At 66.5% G+C, this 15,941-nt stretch carries 13 protein-coding genes; 6 read left to right on the plus strand and 7 right to left on the minus strand.

Annotated features, from left to right (window positions below; all coding sequences use genetic code 11):
* Positions 1–13: 13 nt before the first annotated feature.
* Positions 14–427 carry an ATPase gene (locus BST12_RS16145; RefSeq protein WP_083114129.1) on the plus strand — a complete coding sequence of 138 codons (414 nt, stop codon included), beginning with the start codon at positions 14–16 and terminating at the stop codon, positions 425–427.
* Between the two features lie 28 nt (positions 428–455).
* On the opposite strand, the gene BST12_RS16150 is transcribed toward BST12_RS16145, so the two are convergent.
* Both BST12_RS16150 and BST12_RS16155 read right to left on the minus strand, forming a co-directional pair.
* On the minus strand, positions 456–1,910 hold the full coding sequence (locus BST12_RS16150; protein WP_083114130.1) for a saccharopine dehydrogenase C-terminal domain-containing protein: 1,455 nt from the start codon (positions 1,908–1,910) through the stop codon (positions 456–458).
* A gap of 2 nt (positions 1,911–1,912) precedes the next feature.
* The gene (locus BST12_RS16155; RefSeq protein ID WP_211281284.1) at positions 1,913–3,067 is read right to left on the minus strand and encodes a type III PLP-dependent enzyme; all 1,155 of its coding nucleotides are present in this window, start codon (positions 3,065–3,067) and stop codon (positions 1,913–1,915) included.
* A gap of 162 nt (positions 3,068–3,229) precedes the next feature.
* On the opposite strand from BST12_RS16155, the gene BST12_RS16160 reads away from it, so the two are divergent.
* Positions 3,230–3,829 carry a TetR/AcrR family transcriptional regulator gene (locus BST12_RS16160; RefSeq protein ID WP_083114131.1) on the plus strand — a complete coding sequence of 200 codons (600 nt, stop codon included), beginning with the start codon at positions 3,230–3,232 and terminating at the stop codon, positions 3,827–3,829.
* A gap of 39 nt (positions 3,830–3,868) precedes the next feature.
* The gene (tap, locus tag BST12_RS16165) at positions 3,869–5,131 is read left to right on the plus strand and encodes a multidrug efflux MFS transporter Tap (protein WP_083114132.1); all 1,263 of its coding nucleotides are present in this window, start codon (positions 3,869–3,871) and stop codon (positions 5,129–5,131) included.
* Positions 5,132–5,140: 9 nt separating this feature from the next.
* Here the strand turns inward: tap and ppc are convergent, their stop codons facing one another.
* Positions 5,141–7,948, minus strand: coding sequence for a phosphoenolpyruvate carboxylase (ppc, locus tag BST12_RS16170; protein ID WP_083114133.1), 2,808 nt, complete (start codon positions 7,946–7,948; stop codon positions 5,141–5,143).
* A 152-nt stretch (positions 7,949–8,100) separates the two neighbouring features.
* Between ppc and BST12_RS16175 the strand changes: the two genes are divergently transcribed.
* On the plus strand, positions 8,101–9,855 hold the full coding sequence (locus tag BST12_RS16175; RefSeq protein ID WP_083114134.1) for a PE family protein: 1,755 nt from the start codon (positions 8,101–8,103) through the stop codon (positions 9,853–9,855).
* 41 nt (positions 9,856–9,896) lie between these two features.
* Here BST12_RS16175 and secG read toward each other — a convergent pair whose 3' ends face one another.
* Entirely contained in the window at positions 9,897–10,130 is a 234-nt protein-coding gene (secG, locus tag BST12_RS16180) for a preprotein translocase subunit SecG (RefSeq protein WP_067408932.1), read from the minus strand.
* Positions 10,131–10,523: 393 nt separating this feature from the next.
* On the opposite strand from secG, the gene BST12_RS16185 reads away from it, so the two are divergent.
* Complete coding sequence (locus tag BST12_RS16185) at positions 10,524–11,738, plus strand: PPE family protein (RefSeq protein WP_083114135.1); 1,215 nt, start codon at positions 10,524–10,526, stop codon at positions 11,736–11,738.
* Positions 11,739–11,771: 33 nt separating this feature from the next.
* Here BST12_RS16185 and tpiA read toward each other — a convergent pair whose 3' ends face one another.
* Genes tpiA through gap form a run of 3 tightly spaced genes read right to left on the minus strand, consistent with a single transcriptional unit; the run spans position 11,772 to position 14,838 of the window.
* Positions 11,772–12,557 (minus strand): triose-phosphate isomerase, encoded by a 786-nt coding sequence (gene tpiA / locus BST12_RS16190; protein WP_083114136.1) that lies wholly within the window; start codon positions 12,555–12,557, stop codon positions 11,772–11,774.
* The gene (locus BST12_RS16195; protein ID WP_083114137.1) at positions 12,554–13,804 is read right to left on the minus strand and encodes a phosphoglycerate kinase; all 1,251 of its coding nucleotides are present in this window, start codon (positions 13,802–13,804) and stop codon (positions 12,554–12,556) included. Before BST12_RS16195 ends, tpiA begins: the two co-directional genes overlap by 4 nt.
* Positions 13,805–13,806: 2 nt before the next feature.
* Positions 13,807–14,838, minus strand: coding sequence for a type I glyceraldehyde-3-phosphate dehydrogenase (gap, locus tag BST12_RS16200; RefSeq protein WP_083114138.1), 1,032 nt, complete (start codon positions 14,836–14,838; stop codon positions 13,807–13,809).
* 475 nt (positions 14,839–15,313) lie between these two features.
* On the opposite strand from gap, the gene BST12_RS16205 reads away from it, so the two are divergent.
* Positions 15,314–15,941: hypothetical protein (locus tag BST12_RS16205; protein WP_211281285.1), on the plus strand; the 628-nt coding region annotated here is incomplete at its 3' end.

Below are 15,941 nucleotides of genomic sequence, written 5' to 3' on the forward strand. Positions count from 1 at the left end.
CGGACGGGTCATAATGACCCTCATGGCAGACAAGACCACGCGCAGCACATCCGCGCGCAGCACGCCCGTGCGAAGCCGCGTGAAGACCCTCACCCAGGCGGCATTGAACGCCGACCGCACGGTGGAGCAGGTCGAAGACGTCCTGGACGGCCTGGGCAAAACCATGATCGAGCTGAACAGCTCGCTGGCGGCCCTCAACGCGACGGTCGAGCGCCTCGAGGGCGGCCTGGATCATCTCGAGGGCACGTTGCAAAGCCTGGACAATCTCGCGAAGCGGCTCATCGTGCTGGTCGAACCGGTGGAGGCGATCGTCGAGCGGATCGACTACATCGTGGGCCTGGGTGAAACGGTGATGACACCGCTGTCGGCCACCGAGCACGTGGTGCGCGGCGTCATGGACAGACTGCGAAACCGCACGGCCCAGTAGTCTGTGACGGACACTTCCCGGTCCCCCGTTACCGGGATTCGCTGACCAAAAACGTTTGGAATTGCCACATGTCGGCATCGGTGAGTTCACTGCCGCCATTGAACGGGTCGACGAAGTTCTGCAGCGGCGACCAGTCGACCGGCTGCGATATGAACGGACCGAGGTAGGGCATCGCGTGCTGCAGGACAAAGCGATGCGGCAGGTCGTCGGGCAGGCAGACACCGCGCTCGGGCTGCTCGATCACGTATTGCACCGCCGCAAGCAGTCCCGCGGCGACTTGGACCGTGGTCGCGTTCTGGTGTGGCACGAGTTCCCTGGACTCATCGATGTCGAGCAATGAACCTATCCACCAACTGCCGAACGGGTGGCCCATCAGCAGGCAACCGAGTTCGTCACGCCCGCTGACGATGTCGTCGCCCATGATTCGATGTTTGGGCTGCAGCACGTAGTTGCGCATGTGCATCTCATGCAGGCTCGCGATGGCGGCATCGGCCGGGCAGTAGGCGTAGTGGACCGTGGGCCGGTATACCACGATGCCACCGGTTTCCACGGTGAGCGATTCCGAAATCGAGAACGCCTCGCCGTGTCTGATCACCATGCCGACGATGTCGCCCGACGGCACCCACGATCGCACCCAGGTGCGGCAGCCCGGCCGGGCCAGACAGATCTGATTGCCTGGACCGCGGTCATGGGTCTGGGCGCCCGGCGGCAAGGTGCGTTCGTGTGTGCCCCAACCCATTTCAGCCGGTGCGATGCCCTCTTCATAGAAGCCCTCGACCGACCAGGTATTGACGAACTCATTGACGCGCTTGGGTTCTGCGCTGATTTGGGTATCGCGCTCGGAAATGTGGATCACCGCGACGTTCAGGTGCTGCGCCAGACGGTTGTAGGTGCCGGTTCGCCTGGCCGCCTCGACGAGGTCACGTCCCCGTCCCGCGGTGGCCCGCTCGGCCAGCCACAGATCGGCGATGTCGTCGAGTGCCGCTTTCACGAAGTGCGACACCAAGCCGGGATTGGCGCCATGGTCGAGAACCGCGGTTGGGCCCTTGTTGCCACCCCAGGTGGCATACATGTCACGCAGGGCCATCTGACGCGCGTAGAGCGTCCGCTGCACCGGCGGCTCGGTGCCGAAACCCGCGTAGGGATCCCACAATTCGACCGAAGCGTTGACGTAACGGACGCCATGTGAGTGGCACCAGTCGAGTAGCGCCGCGGTCTCGAGGTTCCAGGCCAGGTCGACGATCAGGTCTCCGGGGCCGACGTGCTCGGCGAATATGCGGGCGTAGTTGTCCTTGGTGATCCGCTGCTGCAAGAAGTGCGCGCCCTGATCCTTGACCCAACGCGCGTCGTCGCCCGGATCACCGAAATCGATCACGGTGTAGTTGCTCGGATCGAGCGGGACGTGTTTGAACAGCAGCGGCAGCGTGCACCGCGAGACGCTGCCAAGGCCAATGACCAGGACGCGACCGGGAACCAGATTCACAGCTAGCAGACCTCTTCCAGGTAGTCGGCGCTCGCGGGCTGTTCACTCACCGGTATGCAATGCAGCGGCAGCGGTTCGAAACCGTTGAATGCCGCGCTGCAGTAGACACTGGTATAGGCACCGGCACTGAGCATCGCCAGGACATCGCCAGGCTGGAGATCAAGCGGAAGCTGGTACTTGTTGCGTTCGTACATGATGTCGGCGCTGTCGCAGGTCGGGCCGGCCAGAACGACTGGGCCGCTGCGGTTTTCGTCACCGTTGGTGACGATGCGATAGCGAATGGCCTCGTCGAGCGTCTCGGCCAGGCCGCCGAACACACCGACGTCGATGTACACCCAGCGTTCGTCGTCTTCATATGCTTTGCGCGACGCCAAGATGACTTCGCTGAAGAGCACACCGGCGTCACCGACGATGTAGCGGCCGGGCTCCACCATCAGCCGGGGCAGCCCACCCGGAAAGCGAGCCCCGAGTGCGTCCCGGATGGCCTTGCCGTAGACCTCGATCGGCGGAATCTTGTCGACATACTGAGCAGGGAATCCGCCTCCCAAATTGATCAGGTCGAGGTTGAGCCCCGCTGCGGCGGCGCGGTCGAACACCTGGCGGACCCGCCTAAGCGCTTTGCCCCACTGCGAGACGTCACCCTGCTGCGATCCGACGTGAAAACTCACGCCGCGGGGATTGAGGCCGAGGTCGCGGGCCCGCAGCAGAAGATCGGCGGCCATGTCGGAGGCACAGCCGAACTTTCGGCTCAGTGGCCACTGCGCCCCCTGCCCTGAGGTGAGGATCCGGCAGAAGACGTCGCTGCCGGGCGCTTCGTCGGCGATCTTTTCCACCTCGCCGCAGCTGTCCACGGCAAACAGCCTGACCCCGCGCTGGAATGCGAACCGGATGTCGCTGCGCTTTTTGGTCGTGTTGCCGTAGGACAGCGATTCGGGCCGCGCACCGAGTCGCAGACACAGTTCCACTTCCGCCGGGCTCGCCACATCGAAGCAGGAACCGAGCCGGGCCAGCAACGCGATCACTTCGGGCTGGGGGTTGGCCTTGACCGCGTAATAGATATCCGCGTGCGGAAGCTCTTTGGCCAGAGCCCGGTACCGCGCCGCGACGACATCAAGATCCAGGATCAGACACGGCGTGACGGGTGTTGTCTGGCTCACATACTCGGCAATCCGTGGGCTCAGCGAGCCCGTCGGCCAACGCTTCTCGCACCAACCCTGGGTGCGGACCGACCTTGATGTCAATTCAATCGTCATATAAGCGAGTTACTCCTGAGACGGCGGGAGTAGTCAAACGACTACCAGATTGGGTATGGTAGTCACATGACTACCAAATCAGCAACCCCGGCCCGGAAGATGCCCAAGGGGCGCGAACGGATGGTGGCTGCGATCCTGGAGGCCGCCGGCGACTTGTTCGCTGAGCGGGGCCCCGCAGCGACGTCCATCCGAGATATCGCCACTCGTTCAAAAGTGAACCAGGGGTTGGTGTTTCGTTACATCGGCAACAAGGAGCAGCTGGTCGGTGCGGTGCTCGAACACCTGGGCACGAATATGGCCGAGGTGCTGCACTCCGAAGCGCCAGCCGACGTCGTCGACCGGGCGGTGGATCTGCACATGCGGGTCTTGGCCCGGACGCTGCTCGACGGCTATCCGGCGGACCAGCTGCAGAAATCGTTCCCGACCGTCAACCAGCTCCTCGACAATGTGCGTCCGCGCCACGACAGCGACGCCAGCGCCAGGATCGCCGTCGCCAATGCGCTTGCGCTGCAATTCGGTTGGCGGCTGTTCGAACCCGTGCTGCGCAAAGCGACCGGCATCGACGACCTGAGCGAGGCCGAACTGCGACAGGTGATAGGAGCCGAGCTGTCCCGGATCGTCGAGCCGCATCGCCCGAAAGCCCGACGGGCACGTGCCGCGCGCTGATCGCCGAACCCGCGTCGGCGTGAAAGTGCGCCGCCATCAATGAGGCACAGCAGCCGAAAACCGTTGTTGATGATCTTGTTCGCCACCCTGATGGCGTCGACGGGCGACGGCGTTTCGATAGTCGCCTTTCCCTGGCTGGTGTTGCAACGCCAAAACAGCGCGGGCCAGGCGTCGATCGTTGCCTGCGCGACGGCGTTGCCCCTGCTGTTCTCCACGCTGATCGCCGGCACCGCGGTGGACTACTTCGGCCGCCGCCGGGTTTCGCTGGTCTCCGATTTCTTGTCCGGTACCTCCGTGGCCGCCGTTCCGGTTATCGCCTGGCTGTTCGGCGGCAACGCGGTCAACGCCGCGGTGCTGGCGGTGCTGGCGGCGGGCACCGCCGCATTCGGCCCAGCGGGAATGACGGCGCGCGACTCGATGCTGCCCGAGGCGGCCGCGCAGGCGGGATGGTCGCTGGACCGGGTCAACAGCACCCACGAGGCGATCATCAACCTGGCCTTCATCGTGGGTCCGGGAATGGGCGGCTTGATGATCGCCACGGTCGGCGGCGTCACCACGATGTGGATCACCGCCGGAACGTTCGCCGTGTCCATCCTCACCACGGCCCCATTACGGCTGGCGGGCGCCGACAAGCCGTGCCATACGACACGTCCGCAAGGGCTGACCTCCGGCATCACCGAGGGGCTGCGTTTCGTCTGGAAGCTGCGCGTGCTGCGCTCGCTGGCACTCATCGACCTGTGCGTCACCTCGCTGTACCTGCCAATAGAGAGCGTGCTGTTTCCGAAGTACTTCACCGACCGGCACCAGCCGGCCCAGCTTGGCTGGGTATTGATGTCGCTCGCCGTAGGTGGTCTGGCAGGCGCAGTGGGCTACGCGGTGCTGTCCAAGCAGATGCGCCGGCGTCCGGTGATGCTGGTCGCGACCTTGACGCTGGGGGTGGCGATGGCGGCGATCTCAGTGCTACCGCCGTTGCCGGTCATCCTGCTGCTCTGCGCGGTGATCGGGCTGGTCTACGGGCCCATGCGGCCGATCTACAACTTTGTGATGCAGACCCGGGCCCCGCACCAACTGCGCGGCCGGGTGGTCGGGGTGATGACCTCGCTGCCCTACGCCGCGGGCCCGCTGGGCTTGTTGGTGGCCGGTCCGTTGACCGACGCCGCAGGACTTACCACGACATTCCTGGCGCTGTCGGTGCCGATAACACTCACCGGCCTGATTGCTTGCGCGCTGCCTTCGCTGCGCGACCTGGACCGGCCGTCCGCCGAGGCGAGCCGCCCGCCGCCGGTTGCCGCGGTTTGTTGAGCCGGACTGTCACCCACTGTTTCTCAGCGCGCTGGCCAGTCCATTCATCGTCAGCAGGATGCCGCGCTGCACCAATTCGTCGTCCTCGCCGCAGCGATAACGGCGCAGCAACTCCACCTGCAGGTGATTCAGCGGCTCCAGATAAGGGAACCGGTTGAACACCGAACGGGCCAGCGCGGGGTTGTCGGCCAGCAGGTCATCCTCGCCGGTGATCCGCTTGTACATGGCGACGGTTCGGTGATGCTCGTCGACGATCTTGTCGAAAACCCTGCGCCGCAACGATTCGTCGGCCACCAGCTCGGAGTAGTGCGCGGCCAGGCCGAGGTCACTCTTGGCCAGTACCTGTGCCATGTTGGACAACACGCTGCGGAAGAACGGCCAGCGCTGATAGAGCTCATGCAGCGTCTCCAGTCGTTCTTCTTCGCTCTCCGGGCCTGCGGCTATCCACTGCTCAAACGCCGTGCCGGTGCCGTACCAGCCGGGCAGCATCACTCGTGACTGGCTCCAGGCCAGTACCCACGGGATGGCGCGCAGATCCGAGATCGACTCCGTCGGTTTCCGTGACGTCGGCCGGCTGCCGATGTTCAACGACCCGATCTCGCTGACCGGTGTGGACGCCTTGAAGTAATCGACGAAACCCGGTGTGTCATGGACTAATTCGGCGTAGGAGCGCTGCGCCAGGGTGGCCACCTCGTCGAGGACCGCATAGGCGGGCTCGGCTGCGTCACCGAGGCCCTCGACATCCAGCAGCGTCGACTCCAGGGTGGCCGCCAGCAGGCTCTCCAGGTTGCGCCGGGCCACCTGCGGCTCGGCGTACTTGGCGGCGATCACCTCACCCTGCTCGGTCAGACGCAGTGAGCCGCTCACCGCTCCGGGTGGCTGGGCCAGGATGGCCTGGTAGCTCGGTCCCCCGCCGCGCCCGACGGTGCCGCCGCGACCGTGGAAGAGCCGCAACCGGATTCCGTTCTTGCGGGCTGTTTCCACCAGGGCGAGTTCGGCGCGGTAGACCGCCCAGTTGGCGGCGAGATATCCCCCGTCCTTGTTGGAATCGGAGTAACCGAGCATCACCTCTTGAGATTCCCCCCGGGCCGCGACGAGCGCCCGGTACAGCGGAAGTTCCAGCATCGCCTGCAGAATCGTCGCGCCGTTGTGCAGATCGTCGATCGTCTCGAACAGCGGCGAGATGCCAACCGGACAGTACGGTTCGTCGCCGGAGGCGTCCAGCAGGCCGCCCTCTTTCAGCAGGATCGCCGCTTCCAGCATGTCCGATACCGACCGGCACATGGAGATCACATAGTTGGGAACGGCTGCCGGACCGTATGTTTCGACCGCGTGGGTGGCGGCGGCGATGATGTCCAGCTCGCTTCTGGCCAGCTCGGAAAGCCGCGCCCGGTCTCCGATCAGCGGACGGCGGGTGCCGAGTTCGGCGACCAGCAGTTCGACGCGCTGCTCTTCGGGCAGCGAGCTGTAGTCCGGGTGCACACCGGCCCAGGCCAGCAGCTCGCCGACCACCTCCTCGTGCACGTCGGAGTTTTGCCGCATATCCAGGCCGGACAAGTGGAAACCGAAGACGTGCACGCCTTCGCGCAGCAAGGCCAGCCGGTCGTCGGCCAGTAGCGCGCTGCCGTGTGTGCGCAGCGACGCGTCGATGACGTCGAGATCGCTCCGCAATTCGGCGGGTGTGGCATACCGCGGCAGGCCCAGGTCGAGCAGATGCTGCGGTTGCTGATCCAGAATCTCGGCGGCCGTCGCACTCAAGCGGGCGCGGATCACCCGCAGCGCGCGCCGGTACGGCTCGTCGGCGCGGGCGTTGTCTGCGCAACCCTCGGCCAGTGCGGCCAGCTCGTCGGTCACCGTCAGCAGCCGCCACGACATCGACAACTCCTGCTCGAGCTGGTCGAGTTCGGCCAGGTAGTGCGACAGGGCGGTGAACGCCGCGCCGCCGGAGGCCAGCCGCACCACGTCGGCGGTGACATTCGGGTTTCCGTCGCGGTCGCCCCCGATCCACGAGCCGGGCTGCAGGATGGGGCCGGACAGCAGATCGGCATCCGGCCAACGTTGCCGCAGGGCCTGCCGCACTTCGGCGTTGACCTGCGGAATCACCTCGAAGAACGCCGACGGGTACAACCGCAGCCCGACGGCGATCTCGTCACTGATCTGCAGTCGGGAAAGCCGGATCAGGGCGGTCTGCCACAACGTCAGCACCTGACGGCGCAACTCCGATTCGACGGGGCGGCCGTCGCGGGTCTCGGTGTGCCCCTCCGCGTGCAGCCGCATCAATTCGGTGATGCGGTGCTGGGTGACGAATACGCTGCGCCGCCGCGTTTCAGTGGGGTGTGCGGTGATGACCGGAGAAACCAGCGCACCTTTGAGGGCCTCGGCGACCGTGGCCGAATCCAGTTCGGCGCCATCAAGTTTCAGATACGTCGCGGCCAGGCTTGAGTCTTGCGGCGGCTCGCCCGCGGCGACGTGAACACCGCGGCGGCGTTCACGGTGGATGTCCTCGGCGACGTTCGCCAGCAATGCGAAATGCGTGAACGCGCGGATGACCGGCAGCGCCTGATGGATATCGATGCCGTCGAACATGCGTGACATTTCGGTGCGATCGATCTCGGAGCGCCGCACCCGGAAGGATTCCACCCGGGCCCGCTCGACGAGCTCGAAAACCTCGTCGCCGTTCTGCTCGCGCACGGTGTCGCCGAGGATGGCGCCGAGCAGCCTGATGTCGGCGCGCATCGGCTCGGTCGCCTCGCGTCCGACCTTCGTCCGGTGGACGTCGCCGATGGGTTCCAGTGCGCTGTCGGGAGCCTCAACCATGTGACCCAGTATCGGTGCCGCCCGGATACTTCGCTCCTCCTGGTAGGTCAGCCACCGACTGGTTGTGCCGCGAAACGCAAAAACCGGGCACAGAACTGGCTACCGTGTAGCCACCTGTCGAAATCCATGTTCGGGCTTGGGAAGGGACAGCGATGTCGTACGTCTTAGCTGTACCGGAGATGTTTACCGCGTCGGCGACGGACTTGGAGCGCCTGGGCTCGGCGTTAAGCGCGGCAAATCTGGCGGCAGCGCTTCCGACTACCCGGGTGCTGAGGGCCGGCGCGGACGAGGTGTCGGCGGCGGTGGCGTCGCTGTTCTCCGGGCACGCCCGGACCTACCAAGCGTTGAGCGCTCAGGTTTCGACGTTTCATAACCAGTTCACGCAGGCGCTCAGCAGCGCCGGAGGATCGTATGCAGGTGCTGAGGCGGCCGCCGCCTCGCCCATGCAGGACCTGCTGAACGCGGTCAACGCACCCACCCAAGCGCTGTTCGGACGCCCGCTGATCGGCGACGGGACGGCTGGCACCGCCTCGAACCCCAACGGAGGGGCCGGCGGCTTGCTCTACGGCAATGGAGGTCACGGCTGGGACAGCACCACGGCGGGCGTGGCCGGCGGACGGGGCGGCGACGCCGGCCTGGTCGGAGCCGGGGGCGCCGGCGGAACCGGCGGCGCCAGTGCGGCCGGCGGCAGCGGCGGCCACGGCGGAGTGCTGTACGGCAACGGCGGCAACGGCGGCAGTGGCGGTGCCGGATTGACCTCTCCCACCACCTCCATCAACGGCGGCAACGGCGGTAACGGCGGCGCCGCCGGGCTACTCGGCAACGGCGGCAGCGGCGGTGCCGGCGGCGCGGGCCGGTTGGACGTGCCGACTGCCAGCGCCGGGGCCGGCGGCAACGGAGGCCACGGCGGCGCCGCGGGACTGCTGCAGGGCACCGCTGGGATCGGTGGACAAGGTGGGGCCGGCGGCGATAACGGCATCCTGATCGGAGGCAGCGGCGGCAGCGGCGGCAACGGTGGCGCCGCCGGGTTATTCGGCGACGGCGCTGCCGGCGGGGCCGGCGGCGCGGCCGGAAATGGCAACACCGGTGCCCTCTCCGGCTTTGGCGGTACCGGTGGCCACGGCGGCGCCGGCGGTACGGGCGGGATCCTGTACGGCCACGGCGGCGCCGGCGGTTCCGGCGGCACCGGTGGGGCCGGCGGTACCTTCCTCGGCAGCGGCGGCACGGGTGGCGTTGGTGGTAACGGCGGCAGTGCCGGACTGATCGGCGACGGCGGGACGGGTGGGGCGAGCGGACAAGGTGGCGCTGCCACCAGCGGCTCGGGCATCGGCGGTGCCGGTGGGACCGGTGGGTCTGGCGGTGCCGGTGGGATGCTGTCCGGCAATGGTGGGACCGGCGGAGCCGGCAGTGCCGGCGGCAAGGCCAGCGGCAATACGGGCACCGGCGGTGTCGGCGGAGCCGGCGGGACCGGTGGTGTCGCCGGAATGCTGTACGGAAATGGCGGCGCCGGCGGTATTGGCGGGACCGGCGGCGCGGCTCCGGGCAATACCGGTGTTGGCGGGGGCGGCGGAGTCGGCGGGGCCGGCGGTGACGCCCGCATGATCGGCGCCGGCGGCACCGGGGGCGCAGGTGGCGCCGCGGGCGACGCTGTCAACAGCGGTCAAAGCGCAACGGGCGGGAGCGGCGGCAACGGCGGCACGGGCGGACTGCTGTACGGCAACGGCGGCAATGGCGGCGGCGGCGGTAAAGGCGCGATCAACGTCGGGGCGGGCGGCAACGGCGGCAACGGCGGCGACGCGCGGCAGATCGGCAACGGAGGCAACGGCGGCACGGGAGGCTCCGGCGCTCCCGGCGGCGTCGGCGGCAGCGGCGGGCAGTTGTTCGGCACACCTGGAGCGCCTGGGTAGGCCCGGACCTTCTTCAGAAAGCGATCAACCGGCCGTCAGCGTCAGCGGTACTTGATCAGCAGTGCCATACCGATGATGCTCACCAGCCAGATGCCGGTGATGAACAGCGTCAACCGGTCCAGGTTCTTCTCCACCACGGTCGAACCGGACAGGCTTGACTGCACGCCACCACCGAACAGCGTCGACAGACCGCCACCCTTGGCGCGGTGCAGCAGCACCAGCAAAACCACCAGCACGCTGGTGACCACCAAGGTGATCTGCAGAGCCAATTCCATGACCGGCAGCCTACCAAGCCCAGACAGCTGCCCTGCTGACCGCGACGCGAATGCGCACGCCCGGCCATCCGACAGCCAAAAGGAATGCGCCTTGACAAACGGCAATTAAGCATTCCCTATTTCGAGCATTTGGCGGCTTCCCGTACCGCCGAGGGCACCATAATCCGTCGCCCTCGTTGCAAATTCGCTCGTGTAAACATTTTGGACATCGCCGCACCGCAATCCGGGTGCCGTGGCGACCCGGCTGTCCAAGCTTTGTACATTGCGCCGCTCGTTCATCAAATTGCTCGACGAAATTAAAATCATTCAACACAGATATTGTTGACCCTGGCGATACTCCGTGGAATTTATGGTCCGGCAAAAGTAACGGCCATCCCAGGGAGGCAGGGCGCAATGTTCACCGATTTTGCGATGTTACCGCCGGAAATCAACTCCCAGTTGATCTACACCGGTCCGGGGTCGGTCTCGCTGCGGGCCGCCGCCGACAGCTGGGCGCGGGTCTCCGCAGAATTGCAGGCCACCGCGGAGGGCTACAGATCGGTGATGTCAGAGCTCACCGGTTTCCAGTGGCAGGGTCCGTCGTCGGTGGCGATGATCGCCGCGGCCATCCCCTACGTCGAGTGGCTGGATGCAACCTCCGCGCACGCGCTGCAAACTGCCGCGCAGGCTACGACGGCCGCGCGAGGATATGAGCAGGCTTTCGAGATGACCGTGCCGCCGGAAGTCATCGCCGCCAACCGCGCGCAGCTGCTGTGGCTGACCGCAACGAACTTCTTCGGTCAGCACGCCACGGCGATCGCCGCCGCGGAGTTCGCTTATGCGCAGATGTGGGCCACGGATGCAATCGCGATGCACGACTATGCCGGAACCTCCTTGGCTGCAATGACATTGACGCCATTCACCTCGCCTCAGCAGACGACCAACCCCGCTGGCCTGCCGGCGCAGGCCACGGCCGTGGCCCAAGCCGCGGTGGGCGCCGTCGCCGACGACGGCAACTGGATCGGCGACCTGCTGATAGAGATCGGGACGTTGCTCATACCGATCGCACCGGAGCTGACGCCATTTCTCGTCGGGGCAGGCGAATTCATCAACTCGTTGCCGATGCCCTCCATCGTCAGCGACGACTTCACCTTCCTCGACGGCATCATGGCCTTTTACGCAACGATCAGCTCGATCAACAACATCAACTCGATGGGTACCGGGCTCATCGGGGCGGAAAAGAACCTGGGCATCCTGTCCACTGCCGCGGCTCCGGCGGCCGAGGCTCTGCCGAGCGAGCTAGGACCACTGACGAACTCGGTGAAGACCATCGCCGATGCGGCGTCCCGGGGCGGGCTGGGCAGCGGACTTGGCGAGGTATCCGCGTCGTTGCGCGGCGCCGGTTACGTCGGGCAGATGTCGGTGCCGCCCTCCTGGACCGCACCGGCGGCCAACCCGGTAAGGGCACTACAGGGCACGCCGATGACAACGCTGCCGGCCGGCGACGTTGCGGCGCCAGGGGTGCCGGGGATGCCGGCGCTGGCTCAAACGGGGACCGGACGCGGTGGCGTCGTGCCCCGGTACGGCGTTACGCCCAGAGTGATGTCGCGCCCACTCGCGGGCGGGTGACACGCCGGCCCGCCTAGGGCAGCGGCCGGCCGCCTAGGGCAGCGGCCCGCCGGCGGCGATGGCTGCCAGCGTGGCGAATTGCTCTCCATCCAGGGACGCGCCGCCGACCAGGCCGCCATCGATGTCGTTTTGGCCGACGAGCTCGCCGACGTTCTTGGCGTTCACCGAGCCGCCGTAGAGCACCCGCACCGATTCAGCGATCCCGGATGTGGCCAGCGACGCCAACTCCTGCCGGATGGCCGCGCACACTTCTTGGGCGTCCGCCGCGCTGGCGACGCGCCCGGTGCCGATCGCCCAGACCGGCTCGTAGGCGATGACGACCTGAGAGATCTGCTCGGCCGACAACCCGGCCAGTGAGCCACGCAGCTGTTCGACGTTGTGGGACACGTGGTTTCCGGCCTCGCGCACCTCGAGGTGCTCGCCGATGCAGACGATCGGCGTCAGCTCGTGCTTGAGCGCAGCCTTGGCCTTGGCGGACACCAGCGCGTCGTTTTCGTTGTGATAGGTGCGCCGCTCGGAGTGCCCCACGACCACGAAGCTGCAGCCCAGTTTGGCCAGGAACGCACCGCTGATTTCACCGGTATAGGCGCCCGAGTCGTGTTGCGACAGATCCTGGGCGCCATAGGTCAGCCGCAGCTTGTCGCCGTCGACCAGGGTTTGCACGCTGCGCAGGTCGGTGAACGGCGGGATCACCGTCACATCGACCTTGTCGTAGTACTTGTCGGGCAACGAGAACGCGATCTTTTGCACCAGCGCGATCGCCTCGAAGTGGTTGAGGTTCATCTTCCAGTTGCCGGCGATCAGTGGCTTGCGGCTCACGAATTCTCCTCCCCCATTTTTCCGCCAGGCTGCTCGCGGCCAAGCACCTCGATACCTGGAAGCGCTTTGCCCTCAAGGTATTCCAGCGACGCGCCGCCGCCAGTGGAGATGTGCGAGAACGAACCCTCGGAGATGCCCAGGGCACGCACCGCGGCGGCCGAGTCGCCGCCGCCGACCACGCTGAAAGCTCCCTTTCCGGTCGCGGTGACGATCGCCTCGGCCACACCCCTGGTACCCGCGGCATAAGCGGGGAATTCGAACACGCCCATCGGCCCGTTCCAGAAGACGGTCTGGGCGTTGGACAACAACTTGGCGAACCGCTTGATCGAGCCGGGCCCGATGTCCAGGCCCATCAGGTCGCCCGGGATGGCGCCCGCTTCCACGGTCTGCGGTGGCGAGTCCGCGTCGAACTGCTCGGTGACCACGATGTCGACGGGCAGCCGCAGCACATCGTGGTAGGTGTCCAGCAGCCTGCGGCAGGTGTCGATCATCTCGGTCTCCAGCAGCGACTTGCCCACCGAAAACCCTTGTGCCGCCAGGAAAGTGAAGCACATCCCGCCGCCGATCACGATGCTGTCGGCTTTGGTGGCCAGCGACTCGATAACGCCGAGCTTGTCGGACACCTTCGATCCGCCGAGCACCACCGCATAAGGCCGCTCGGTGGAGTTGGTCAACTGTTCGAGCACCTTGATTTCGTCGGCGACCAATTTTCCGGCGTAGTGCGGCAGCAGGGTCGCGACGTCGTAGACCGAGGCTTGCTTACGGTGCACCACGCCGAAGCCGTCGGATACGAAAGCGCCTCCCGGGCTGACCAATTCGGCCAGCTGCTCAGCCAGCGCAACGCGCTGGCCGTCGTCTTTGCTGGTTTCGCGCTTGTCGAAGCGGATGTTCTCCAGCAGCAGGACGTCACCGTCGGTCAGGCCCTCGGCGCGGGCAAGCGCGTCGGTGCCCACCACATCACCGGCCAACTGCACGTGCCGGCCCAGTTGTTCGCCCAAGGCCGCGGCGACCGGCGCCAACGACAGTTTCGGGTCCGGCCCGTCCTTGGGGCGTCCCAGGTGAGCGGCGATAACCACCCGTGCGCCGGCGTCGAGCAGCGCTTTCAGCGTCGGCACCGACGCGGTGATGCGGCCCGGGTCGGTGATGGCGCCGTCCTCGTCGAGCGGGACGTTGAGATCGGAGCGCACCAGCACGGCGCGACCCGAAACGCCTTCGGCGAGAAGGTCTTTGAGAGTTGGGATGCTCACGGTTAGAGCGACTTGCCGACCAGTGCGACCAGATCGATGAGCCGGTTGGAGTAACCCCACTCGTTGTCGTACCAGGACACCACTTTGGCCTGGTTGGCGATCACCTTGGTCAGGCCGGAATCGAAGATCGAGCTGTGCGGGTCGGTGACGATGTCGCTGGACACGATTGGCGCGTCGTAGTACTTCAAGATGCCCTTCATCGGGCCGTCGGCGGCAGCCTTCATCGCCGCATTGATCTCTTCGGCACTCGCCGACTTGGACAACTCCGCGGTCAGGTCGGTGACCGAGCCGGTGGGGATCGGAACCCGCAGCGCGTAACCGTCCAGTTTGCCCTTGAGGTTAGGCATCACCAGGCCGATGGCCTTGGCCGCGCCGGTGGAGGTGGGCACGATGTTGAGCGCCGCGGCGCGAGCCCGGCGCAGATCCTTGTGCGGGCCGTCCTGCAGGTTCTGGTCCTGGGTGTAGGCGTGAATGGTGGTCATCAGACCCCGGACGATGCCGAACTCGTCGTCGAGCACTTTCGCCAGCGGCGCAAGGCAGTTCGTGGTGCACGAGGCGTTGGAGATGATGTTCTGGCTGCCGTCGTACTTGTCGTCGTTGACGCCCAGCACGATGGTGATGTCCTCGTCGGTGGCAGGCGCAGAGATGATCACCTTTTTGGCGCCGGCGTCCAGATGGCCTTTCGCCTTGGCCGCGTTGGTGAACAGCCCGGTGGACTCGACGACGACGTCGACGCCGAGGTCGCCCCACGGGAGTGCGGCGGGGCCTTCCCTGACTTCGAGCGCCTTGATCTTGTGGGGCCCGACAACAATGGTGTCTTCGCCTTCGAGGCTGACGTCGTAAGGCAGCCGGCCCAGGATGGAGTCGAATTTGAGCAGGTGCGCCAACGTGTTGTTGTCGGTGATGTCGTTGACGGCGATTACTTCGATGTCAGCCCCCGCAAAACCGGGGCCCTGCTCCTTCTGGGCCAATAGCGCCCGGTAGAAGTTGCGTCCGATTCGACCAAACCCATTAATGCCTACCCGGACCGTCACTTGTCTCTCCCTCGTGGTCTTCGGTTGAACAACTGCTGGCCGTCAGCCTAGATGAGCCGACCAAACCGTGACCGGGCTGGGCAGAAATGGTTGAAGGGCACCGACGGACGTATGTGACAACCATCCGTGATGCCCTTCTGAGCGAAACCCTATGTGATTCACCAAAGCCCCCGCGGTTAAACCGCCGCGGTGTGGCGCAAAGCACACCCCGGCGCAGCCACGTAAGCCGCTGTCACAGCGCGCTATTGGCAGATTCGACCGCCTGACCAGGCAACAACAGCTGCGCCGCGCTGCGTGAGCCGGCCATTCCGGGCCAAACGTCACCATTTGGAAACGGCACGGTGCGGCGCGTGTTGAGTATCACGTCGACGGCTAACAATTGGGCCGGTCCTCAGCAACCGACGTCGGTAAGGCATGGCGCTGCGGACCACATGAACGCGGAATAGGTGAGCGCGAATAAAAGGAGTTGACGTTGATGACGATCTTTGATCGATTCAACTTCAAAGTCATTGCTGCCGGCGCCGGCTTGTGCGGGGCTGCGATCTCGCTGAGCCCTGTTGCGGGGGCCACTCCGCTGATAACGGGCGGCGGATACGCGTGCATGCAAGGAATGTCGGGCGATGGTGCGCCCGGCGCGGGTGCACCGGCAGCCGGCGGCGGCGGGGCTGCGGGTGGCCCGGCAATGTGCTGTGCCTACGGCGGAGCGGGAGGCGGCGGCGGAGCGGGAACCGGCGGCGCCGGAGGTGGCGCGACACCCGGCGGCGGAGCGACGCCTGGCGGCGGCCCAGCGGCCGCCGGCAGCTGTGCTCCAGGCGCGGCTCCACTCACCGACATGTCAGGGGTTCCCATGGTGGTGCCCGGGCCGGGCGGTGCAGCGGTGCCGGCAGGGGCCCCACTGATTGCGGTGGTACCGGAAGTTGCCCCCGTTCCTGGTGTTGCCCCCGTCCCGGCCGTCGCCCCGGTGCCGGCCGTCGCCCCGGTGCCGGCCGTCGCCCCGGTGCCGGCCGTCGCCCCAGTGCCGGCCGTCGCCCCAGTGCCGGCTGTCGCGCCAGTGCCAGCGGTGGCTCCCATCCCAGCCGTGGCGCCCATCCCCGCGGTGGCCC

It is taken from the genome of Mycobacterium angelicum (genome assembly GCF_002086155.1).
GTDB classification, from domain to species: domain Bacteria; phylum Actinomycetota; class Actinomycetes; order Mycobacteriales; family Mycobacteriaceae; genus Mycobacterium; species Mycobacterium angelicum.

Coding starts and splice junctions, on each gene's coding strand:
- BST12_RS16145 (WP_083114129.1), top strand. CDS start 14: ATGACCCTCATGGCAGACAAGACCACGCGCAGCACATCCGCGCGCAGC.
- BST12_RS16160 (WP_083114131.1), top strand. CDS start 3,230: ATGACTACCAAATCAGCAACCCCGGCCCGGAAGATGCCCAAGGGGCGC.
- tap (WP_083114132.1), top strand. CDS start 3,869: ATGAGGCACAGCAGCCGAAAACCGTTGTTGATGATCTTGTTCGCCACC.
- ppc (WP_083114133.1), bottom strand. CDS start 7,948: ATGGTTGAGGCTCCCGACAGCGCACTGGAACCCATCGGCGACGTCCAC.
- BST12_RS16175 (WP_083114134.1), top strand. CDS start 8,101: ATGTCGTACGTCTTAGCTGTACCGGAGATGTTTACCGCGTCGGCGACG.
- secG (WP_067408932.1), bottom strand. CDS start 10,130: ATGGAATTGGCTCTGCAGATCACCTTGGTGGTCACCAGCGTGCTGGTG.
- BST12_RS16185 (WP_083114135.1), top strand. CDS start 10,524: ATGTTCACCGATTTTGCGATGTTACCGCCGGAAATCAACTCCCAGTTG.